This is a genomic window from Acidobacteriota bacterium (genome assembly GCA_030774055.1).
Lineage (GTDB): Bacteria > Acidobacteriota > Terriglobia > Terriglobales > Acidobacteriaceae > JACPNR01.
Window position 1 is genome coordinate 1 of record JALYLW010000035.1, and the last position, 8334, is coordinate 8334.

The window sequence follows — 8334 nt, forward strand, 5'->3', positions numbered from 1 at the left end:
GGTCCCCAGCGGTTCTGCATGTGTCCCACCACCTTGCGCTCGAGCCAGACGGCGTAGGCGACGGAAGTAAGCAAGATAAAGATCACCACCACGCTCTTGAGCGCGCTGATGAGCACGAATTGGGTCCAGGTCGGCATGCGGTCTTGACTGCAGGCTCTAGTCTGCTGCGGCGCCGGCAGGCGCTTTGCGGCGGTTCTCCACCACAGAATTCAATGTGTGCGAATAACGGCCCAGGGTGCCCGAGGTGAAGAGCGTGTCGTTCGAAGGACGGACTAACTCCGGATTCGCGGCCGTGCCGCCGTGTCCGCCGGTAAGCGCGTGCGTCGCGACCTCGATGCCGCCGAAGAGCTCGGCGCGCGCGACCTGGTAGCCGGGAACGATGCGCTGGATCTCGTCGAAAAGCGCGGCCGGATCGAAGGGGCTGAGCTTGGGCTCGAGATTCTGTGCCTTCAGCCAGACGTAGTGGCGGTCGGCTTCGCCGGACTGCGCGCCGCGAGATTGCCCCATGTCGGCGCGGACGCCCTCCTTGCCGAAGGGCACGAGCTTGCGGATGTCGAAGCCCATGCGCTCGGCGATGCGGACAATGATCTCGAAGTCGGGCTTGACGCCGGCAAGGTCGCCCGCCTTCTGTACCTGTTGCAGGTCGCCGGCGGTGTTGGTGAAAGTGCCGGACTTTTCATACGCACACGCCGCGGGAAGAACCACATCGGCAATGGCGGCGGTGTCGGTGAGGAACATGTCCTGCACCACGAGGAACGGCTTGGTGAGCACGAAGGGATCGAAGTCGAAGCGCGCGACCGGATTCGAGCCCACGACGTAAAGCGCCTTCAGTTTGCCGTCCGCAGCGGCCTTGGTCATCTGCGCGAGGTTCATGCCGGGCTGCGCCGGCAGCGCCGCGGACCACTCCCGCGCAAAGTGCTCGGCGCGCGCGGCGGAGGTGTAGCCGGACAGCAGGTCGGGATAAAGGCCCATGTCGGCTGCGCCGCGCGAGTTGGCGTAGTCGGCGAGCGCGAGCAGACGCGCTTTCGGAAGCGACGCGGCAAACGTGGCGAGCGCTTGCACATCTGCGCCGCGAAGCTCCGAGCCAAACACGACCACCAGGTCAGGCTCGGCTTTGACCTTTTCGCGCAGGGCGGTGAGCGTTTCGCGTTGGGTTCCGTCGCGCAGCAGCGCGGCGGCGGCGGAGTCGTCCCCGGCGAGGAACTTCAGCAGCGCGCTGTAGCTGCCGTCGGCGATGTGGGCAAAGACGCCGGCTTGGCGGCGCAGCTTGATGGCATTGCTGTTCGCGACGTAGAGCCGCGCCTTGTGCAGGCGGACGTTCGAGCGGATCTGCCAGGCGAGCAACGGATGCTGCTCGGTGGGATCATTGCCGATGAGCAGCATGGCGGGCGCGTGGAAGACGTCGCGCATGCCGGCGGTCGTCCCATGCTTGCCGTGAAGTGCGGCGGCAAGGGCAGGGAAGTCGGCGGTGCGGTGGTGATCGATGTTGTTGGTCTGGAGAACAAGCCGCGCGAACTTCTGCAGCAGATAGCTTTCTTCGTTGGTGGTGCGCGTGGAGCCGATCACACCGATGGCCGTGCCACCGCCTTTGCCATCGCGGACCTCACGGAACTCATGGCCCACGACCTCGAGCGCCTCTTCCCAGGTCGCGGGACGGAGATGTCCGTCTTTACGGACGAGCGGCTGGGTGATACGCGCGCGGTGGTCGGTGAAGTCGAAGGCGTAGCGTCCCTTGACGCAGAGGAAGTCGCCGTTGATGCCGCTCTTATCGCGGTTATCGCCGCGCACGATCTGCATGCCGGTATCGTGGCGGCGGACGCCAAGCGTGGTCTTGCAGCCATCGCCACAATGCGTGCAGATGGTGGCAACGTGCTTCATCTCCCATGGCCGCGTCTTGTAGCGATACGCGCCCGAGGTGAGCGCGCCGACCGGACAGATGTCGATGCACATGCCACACTCTTCGCACTCGAGGTGGTCTTCCATATTCGGCGCGATGACGGAAGAAACGCTGCGGCCCTGGACGCCGAGCGCCCATACGTCCATCCCTTCACCGCAGACGCGCACGCAGCGGTAACACAGGATGCAGCGTGGGCGATCGAAGAAGACGACTGGCGACCACTGCTGCTCTTCCTTGTGCAGCTTGCCTTCCATGTAGCGCGAATCAGCCGCGCCGTACTTGAAGGTCATGTCCTGGAGCTCGCACTCGCCGCCGGCGTCGCACACCGGGCAATCCAGCGGATGGTTCCCGAGCAGCAACTCGAGCATGGACTTGCGCGCCTGCCTCACCTTTTCCGATTCGGTGGTGACGACCATGCCGTCGGTGATGGGCACGGTGCAGGCTGTCTGCATCTTCGGCATCTTCTCGATCTCGACCAGGCACATGCGGCACGCGGCCTGGAGTGAGAGCCCGGGGTAGTAACAGAACGCGGGCACCTCGATGCCGACGCGCTTGCACGCTTCAATGAGCAGCGTGCCGCCGGGTGCAGTGAGCTTCTTACCGTCTACGGTGATGGTTACGTCAGGCATTTATCTGCTCAAGACCGGCAGCAGCTCGACGGTCTTCTCGCCGAACGGGCACGGGCGGCCTTCGAGGTGATCCTCAAACTCGTTGCGCCACTTCTTGACGATGGAAATGATGGGCATCGCTGCGGCGTCGCCGAGTGGACAGAAGGTGCGCCCCAGCATGTTCTCGGCGAGGTACTGGATGTTGTCGATGTCCTTCTTCAAACCGCCGCCGGAGTGGAAGCGCGTGAGCGTCTTCTTGAGCCAGTCGGTGCCTTCGCGGCACGGGATGCACCAGCCGCAGGATTCGTGCTGGTAGAACTTGATGACGCGCTGCGCGAACTTCACCATGCAAGTGGTGTCGTCGAGCACCACGACACCGCCGGAACCGAGGAAGGTGCCGACTTTGGCGCAGGAGTCGAAATCCATGGCGAGGTCGATCTCGTCGGCCTTCAACATCGGTGTGGACGAGCCGCCGGGAACGACGGCCTTGATCGCGCGTCCGCCCGGAATTCCGCCGGCAACTTCGTAGATCATCTTCTTCAAGTTGTAGCCGAGCGCCAATTCGTAGACCCCGGGCTTGACCACGTGTCCGGAGAGACAGAATAGGCGCGTGCCGCCGTTCTTCGGTGTCCCGAGGTCGGCATACCATTGGCCGCCGCCGAGGATGATGTGTGGCACCGCGGCGAGCGTCTCGACGTTGTTGATCACAGTGGGGCCGCCCCAGAGTCCGACGACGGCGGGGAACGGCGGGCGGATGCGCGGGATGCCGCGCTTGCCTTCGAGCGATTCCATGAGCGCCGACTCTTCGCCGACCTCGTAGGCGCCGGCGCCGGTGTGCCAGTGGACGTCGAGATCCACACCGCTGCCGAAGATGTTCTTGCCAAGAAAGCCTTTGGCGTATGCGTCTGCGATGGCCTTGCGCATGATGTCGACGAGGTAGCGGTACTCGCCGCGGATGTAGATGAAGCCGATCTTCGCGCCGATGGAGAGTGCGGCGATCATCACGCCTTCGATCACGGCGTGCGGATCGTGCTCGAGGATGAGGCGGTCCTTGCACGTGCCGGGCTCGCTCTCGTCGCCGTTGCAGAGAACGTACTTCGGCTTCGCGGATTCCTTAGGGACGAACGACCACTTCATGCCGGTAGGGAAGCCGGCGCCGCCGCGTCCGCGCAGGCTCGACGTCTTCATCTCGTTGACGATGCCGTCCGCTCCGAGGGTGATCGCCTTCTGCACGGCTTTGTAGCCATCGAGTTCGAGATAGCGGTCGATGTTGGCCGCGCCTTTACCGAAGCGCGCGCTGACGACCTTCTTCTCGTCGGGATGTGAGGCCAGGTCCGCCACTATTGCGTCGCTTTCTTCTCGTACGATTCCAGGATCCGGTCGACCTTGGCCGGCGTGAGGTTCTCGTGGAAGTCGTAATTCACCTGCATGGCGGGCGCCCAGGAGCACGCGCCGATGCACTCGACCTCTTCGAGCGTGAACATCTTGTCGGCGGTCGTCTGTTTGTGCCCCACGCCGAGTTGCTGCTTGCAGTGTGCGAAGATCTCTTCGCCGCCGCGCAGCATGCAGCTGATGTTGGTGCACACCTGCACGTTAAAGCGTCCACGCGGTTTCATCGTGAGCATGGAGTAGTAGCTGATCACGTTGCGGATCTCGAGCTCGGTCAGGTCTACCTTCTCGGCGAGATAGGAGATCGCTTCCGGCGACAGGTAGCCCAGTTCGTCCTGCGTGTAGAGCAGCATGGGAACGAGGAACGACCGGCGGGTGGGATACTCCTTCATCTTTTCGGTGAAGAAGTTGTCGAGTTGTTCTGAGACCACGAGCATTAGCGGTCTATTTCTCCGAGCACGATGTCGATGGAGCCGATGGCAGCGACGACGTCGGCGATGAGCTTGCCTTCGCACATCTTGGCCAGCGCTTGCAAGTTGGCAAAAGAAGGCGAGCGCATGTGGACGCGGTAAGGTTTCGACGTGCCATCGCTCACCACGTAGTAGCCCATCTCGCCGCGCGGCGACTCGATGGCCTGGTAGACCTCGCCGGCAGGGACGTTGAAGCCTTCGGTAACGATCTTGAAGTGGTAGATGAGCGCTTCCATCTGCGTCTTCATCTTCTCGCGGTCGGGCAGCACGACCTTGGGCGCGTCAGCCTTGATCGCGCCGGTGGGCATGCCGTCGAGTGCCTGCTGCATGATCTTGGTGGACTCGCGCATTTCTTTTACTCGGAGCAGGTAGCGCGCGAAGACGTCTCCGTCTTGTGAGATGGGGACATCGAACTTGAATCTCTCATAGCTGGAATACGGCATGTCGCGGCGCAGGTCGAGGTCTACGCCCGAGGCCCGCAAAGCCGGTCCGGTGACGCCGAGCGCGAGCGCATCTTCGGCGGACATGCGAGCCACGCCCTTGGTGCGGCGCTCCCAGATGGGATTCGAGGTCAGCAAGTCCTCGTATTCGTCCACGCGCTCGGGAAACTTGTTGGCGAAGGTGCGCACGCGGTCGAGAAAGCCGAGCGGCAGGTCGAGCGCGAGGCCTCCGACGCGGAAGTAGGAAGTCATCATGCGCTGTCCGCTGACGGCCTCGAAGAGACGCATGCAGTCTTCGCGCTCGCGGAAGCAGTAGAGGAATACGGACATCGCGCCGATATCGAGCGCATGCGTACCCAGCCAGACCAGGTGCGAGCTGATGCGGGTGAGCTCGTTGAGCATCACGCGGACCCACTGCGCGCGCGGCGGGATCTCGAGGCCGAGCAGCTTCTCGACCGCCAGCACATAGCAGAGGTTGTTGGTCATGGGACACAGGTAGTCGATGCGGTCGGTGAGCGGCACCACCTGCTGGTAGAACTTGGCCTCGCAGGTCTTCTCGATCCCGGTGTGCAGGTAGCCGATGTCGGGGGCCATGCGCACGATGGTCTCGCCATCGATCTCGAGCAGCAGGCGCAGCACGCCGTGGGTGGAGGGATGCTGCGGCCCCATGTTGAGGATCATGGTGCGGTCTTGCGCGGCGTCGAGCACGGGTGTGGGCGAGAGGTGTGCCATCAGCGATATCCCTCGACCGGGTAGTCCTTGCGCAGCGGATGGCCTTCCCAATCTTCCGGCATGAGGATGCGGTTGAGGTCGGGATGACCGACGAAGCGGATGCCGAACAGATCGAAGATCTCGCGTTCGAAGAAGTTCGCCGCCGGCCACACGCTGGTGATGGACTCCACCGCTTCGTCCTCGACCAGGCGGACCTTCAGCCGCACGCGCGCTTTGCGCGGGATGGAGAGCAGGTGGTAGACGACCTCGAAGCGCGGCGACACGGGATGCCAGTCCACGCAGGTGACGTCGGAGAGAAAATCGTAGCGCAGCTCGGTGTCGTCACGCAGCAGGGCGACAGCCTCGCGGATGAACGCGCGGTCCACCCAGATGGTCAGCTCGTCACGATCGAACTTGGCGTCCGGGATCGCGGCGGCGGCGGCGGCGAGCAGGCGCGCGAGCTCAGGACGGTCCTTGAGCGCGTCGACTCCGGTGACGGCGGGCGTGAGCGGCATCTAGCGGCTCCCTGCGGGCGCGCGGTCGGGAAGCGCGACGATCTGATCACGGTCGGCCTGCGACCAGTCGAACACGCCTTTTTTCCAGACGTAGACGAAGCCGCCAAGCACGACCAGGACGTACACCAGCATCTCCCAGAAGCCGAACATCTTCAGCTCGCGGAAGATGACCGCCCAGGGATAAAGGAAGATGGCTTCCACGTCGAACAGGATGAACACCATGGCGACGAGATAGAACTTTACCGAGAAACGCTGGCGGGCGTCGCCCACCGGGGCCATGCCGCACTCATACGGCATGAGCTTGGCGGCGGAGGGTTTGTGCTGCCCGATGAGCCAGGAAAGCGTGACCATGCCGCCCGCAATGGCCGCCACAAGCAGGAACTGGATGAGCAACGGGAGGTAGCGGGCGAGATAGTTGTCCGGCATAGGAAGCGGTGTATAATTCGCGCCACTTGGGACTGGTGAAACAGTCGAATATAGAAGTCGCGCGCAGATGAGTCAAGAAGATGCGCGCTCGGTTGCGGGTTGCGTTTCGCGCTGTCTTCGCCGAGTCGAGCCAACACCAGGATGATCTTCGGATTCAATACAGACATCAAGCACGGCGACACCGTGTACCACGTGCAGAGCGAGGCCCGAAAGGCCGAGAAGCTGCTGCAAACGCAGGTGTTCGTCCGCGGACGGTGCATCGGGAAACGGGCTACCTCCTTCGCCGAGATGGAGCAGCAGCCGGATTTCACCGAAGATCACATGCACGACATGCTGAAGTCCCAGCACCGCGGCATGCTCGATGGCATCCGCGAAGGCAAGCTGAACGAGATGCTCGGCCTCGATGCATCGGGCGCGCATATCGGGACTCCGAGCACGCCGACCGCCGGGGGTAACGGAAGGACGTCTGCCGGCGCGGCTGCTGGCCCTGCAGCTGCCGGGGGGTTGGCCATCCAGTGGACCAACGCCGACGCCGTCTATGCCGAGAGCACGGTCGTGATGCAGTTCGCCGTGACCGAGAACGGCGCTGCCGTTCCTGGCGCGCAGCTGACCACGCGGTTGAATGTGACCGATGATGCGCCCATCTACTCGCAGGCCGTCACCGACACGAATGGGCGCGCGGAGATGAAGATCTTCCTCGACGAGAACGCGCTGCGCGAGGCCGCTGTGCTGGTGCAGGCCAAGGCCGGCGAGCGGACGGCGACCCGGAAGTTCCTGCTCAAGAAGAACGCGTAGCTGGCGCGTTCCGTCCCCACCTTCCCGTGATAGAGAGCTGTCAAAGGCTGTCTCTACCCTATCCTTATATATTGTGATCATGAAGCTCCGCGTGAACGGAGAGGACCGTGGCTTCGCCGCGGCGACGCTGGCGGCGCTGGTCGAAGAGCTGGGGATGAAGAGCGACCGCGTGGCGGTGGAGCTGAACCGCGAGATCGTGCCGCGCGCCCAGTGGCAGGCGACGGCGCTGCGCGAGGGTGATGAACTGGAGATCGTCCACTTCGTCGGCGGCGGGTAAGCGGACGTACAATCTTCTTTGCATGCAAATGACACTTCTATGCGGATGATGCTGGCCAGTGCGCTGGTTGCGTCCTTGCTCTCGGCCTTCGCGCAGGACCCGCTGGCGAAGGCGGAGTCCTCCTGCTACAAAGACAAGCCGGTGGACGAGTACATCGTCGAGCTGAACAAGCGCCAGAAAGGCTCGCGCAACCCGCTGCCCAATGACATCTGCATCTTTGGGATGTGCGCGCACACCGGCATGGGACCTAAGGATGGTCCGAAGGAGAAGACGGAAAAGACGGAGCAGCAAAAGCAGCCGGCGCCGAAGCAGGCGCCGCCCACGCAGTCGCAGCCGGGGGAAAGCGACGAAAGCTCGAGCAAGCAGGAGAGCGCCGGAGTTGCGGGAACGCTGCCGGCAGAGGCGTCGTCTTCGACTTATGATCCGGTAAGCGCGGCGCGCGATGTGGACGTGGGCGACTACTACTACCGGCAGAAGAATTATCGGGGCGCGCTGATGCGCTACGCCGACGCGGCGAAGTCGAAGCCGGGAGATGCAGCGATCCATCTGCGCATGGGACGCGGGTGGGAGAAGCTGGGCGCGCCTGAACGCGCCTACCTCGAATACGACGCCACGGTGAGAGTCGAGCCGGAAGGGAAGAGCGCGGCGGAAGCGCAGGACGCGATGCAACGTTTGAAGCCGGAACTACAAAAGGGGGGCGTGGATCCGGCGGCGCTCGTGGTCGACAATCAGCCAGAGAAGGCGCCGTGCCTGGCGGCGCCGGCGGCGAGTCGCTAGGCGCGTGCGCTCCTTCGCCGTTCCGGCTC

At 63.6% G+C, this 8334-nt stretch carries 10 protein-coding genes; 3 read left to right on the plus strand and 7 right to left on the minus strand.

Annotated features, from left to right (window positions below):
* The 7 genes from M3P27_02635 to ndhC form a co-directional block, all read right to left on the minus strand.
* Nucleotides 1-137, minus strand: a 137-nt coding sequence (locus M3P27_02635) for an NADH-quinone oxidoreductase subunit H (protein MDP9267205.1), incomplete at its 3' end; no start/stop codon positions are given.
* 19 nt (nucleotides 138-156) lie between these two features.
* The gene (gene nuoG / locus M3P27_02640) at nucleotides 157-2526 is read right to left on the minus strand and encodes an NADH-quinone oxidoreductase subunit NuoG (protein MDP9267206.1); all 2370 of its coding nucleotides are present in this window, start codon (nucleotides 2524-2526) and stop codon (nucleotides 157-159) included.
* Nucleotides 2527-3846 (minus strand): NADH-quinone oxidoreductase subunit NuoF, encoded by a 1320-nt coding sequence (gene nuoF, locus M3P27_02645; protein MDP9267207.1) that lies wholly within the window; start codon nucleotides 3844-3846, stop codon nucleotides 2527-2529.
* A complete protein-coding gene (locus M3P27_02650; GenBank protein MDP9267208.1) occupies nucleotides 3846-4331 on the minus strand; it encodes an NAD(P)H-dependent oxidoreductase subunit E in 486 nt (161 codons plus the stop codon). Before M3P27_02650 ends, nuoF begins: the two co-directional genes overlap by 1 nt.
* A complete protein-coding gene (gene nuoD / locus M3P27_02655; GenBank protein MDP9267209.1) occupies nucleotides 4331-5536 on the minus strand; it encodes an NADH dehydrogenase (quinone) subunit D in 1206 nt (401 codons plus the stop codon). The genes M3P27_02650 and nuoD overlap by 1 nt, the downstream gene beginning before the upstream one ends.
* A complete protein-coding gene (locus M3P27_02660; protein ID MDP9267210.1) occupies nucleotides 5536-6030 on the minus strand; it encodes an NADH-quinone oxidoreductase subunit C in 495 nt (164 codons plus the stop codon). The genes nuoD and M3P27_02660 overlap by 1 nt, the downstream gene beginning before the upstream one ends.
* Nucleotides 6031-6456 (minus strand): NADH-quinone oxidoreductase subunit A, encoded by a 426-nt coding sequence (ndhC, locus tag M3P27_02665; GenBank protein MDP9267211.1) that lies wholly within the window; start codon nucleotides 6454-6456, stop codon nucleotides 6031-6033. It lies immediately after the preceding gene.
* A gap of 141 nt (nucleotides 6457-6597) precedes the next feature.
* On the opposite strand from ndhC, the gene M3P27_02670 reads away from it, so the two are divergent.
* From M3P27_02670 to M3P27_02680, 3 genes are all read left to right on the plus strand, one after another.
* Nucleotides 6598-7251, plus strand: a complete 654-nt coding sequence (locus M3P27_02670; GenBank protein MDP9267212.1) for a hypothetical protein — start codon at nucleotides 6598-6600, stop codon at nucleotides 7249-7251.
* Nucleotides 7252-7330: 79 nt separating this feature from the next.
* Complete coding sequence (gene thiS, locus M3P27_02675) at nucleotides 7331-7528, plus strand: sulfur carrier protein ThiS (protein MDP9267213.1); 198 nt, start codon at nucleotides 7331-7333, stop codon at nucleotides 7526-7528.
* 39 nt (nucleotides 7529-7567) lie between these two features.
* Nucleotides 7568-8305, plus strand: a complete 738-nt coding sequence (locus tag M3P27_02680) for a hypothetical protein (protein ID MDP9267214.1) — start codon at nucleotides 7568-7570, stop codon at nucleotides 8303-8305.
* The last annotated feature ends 29 nt before the right edge of the window (nucleotides 8306-8334 follow it).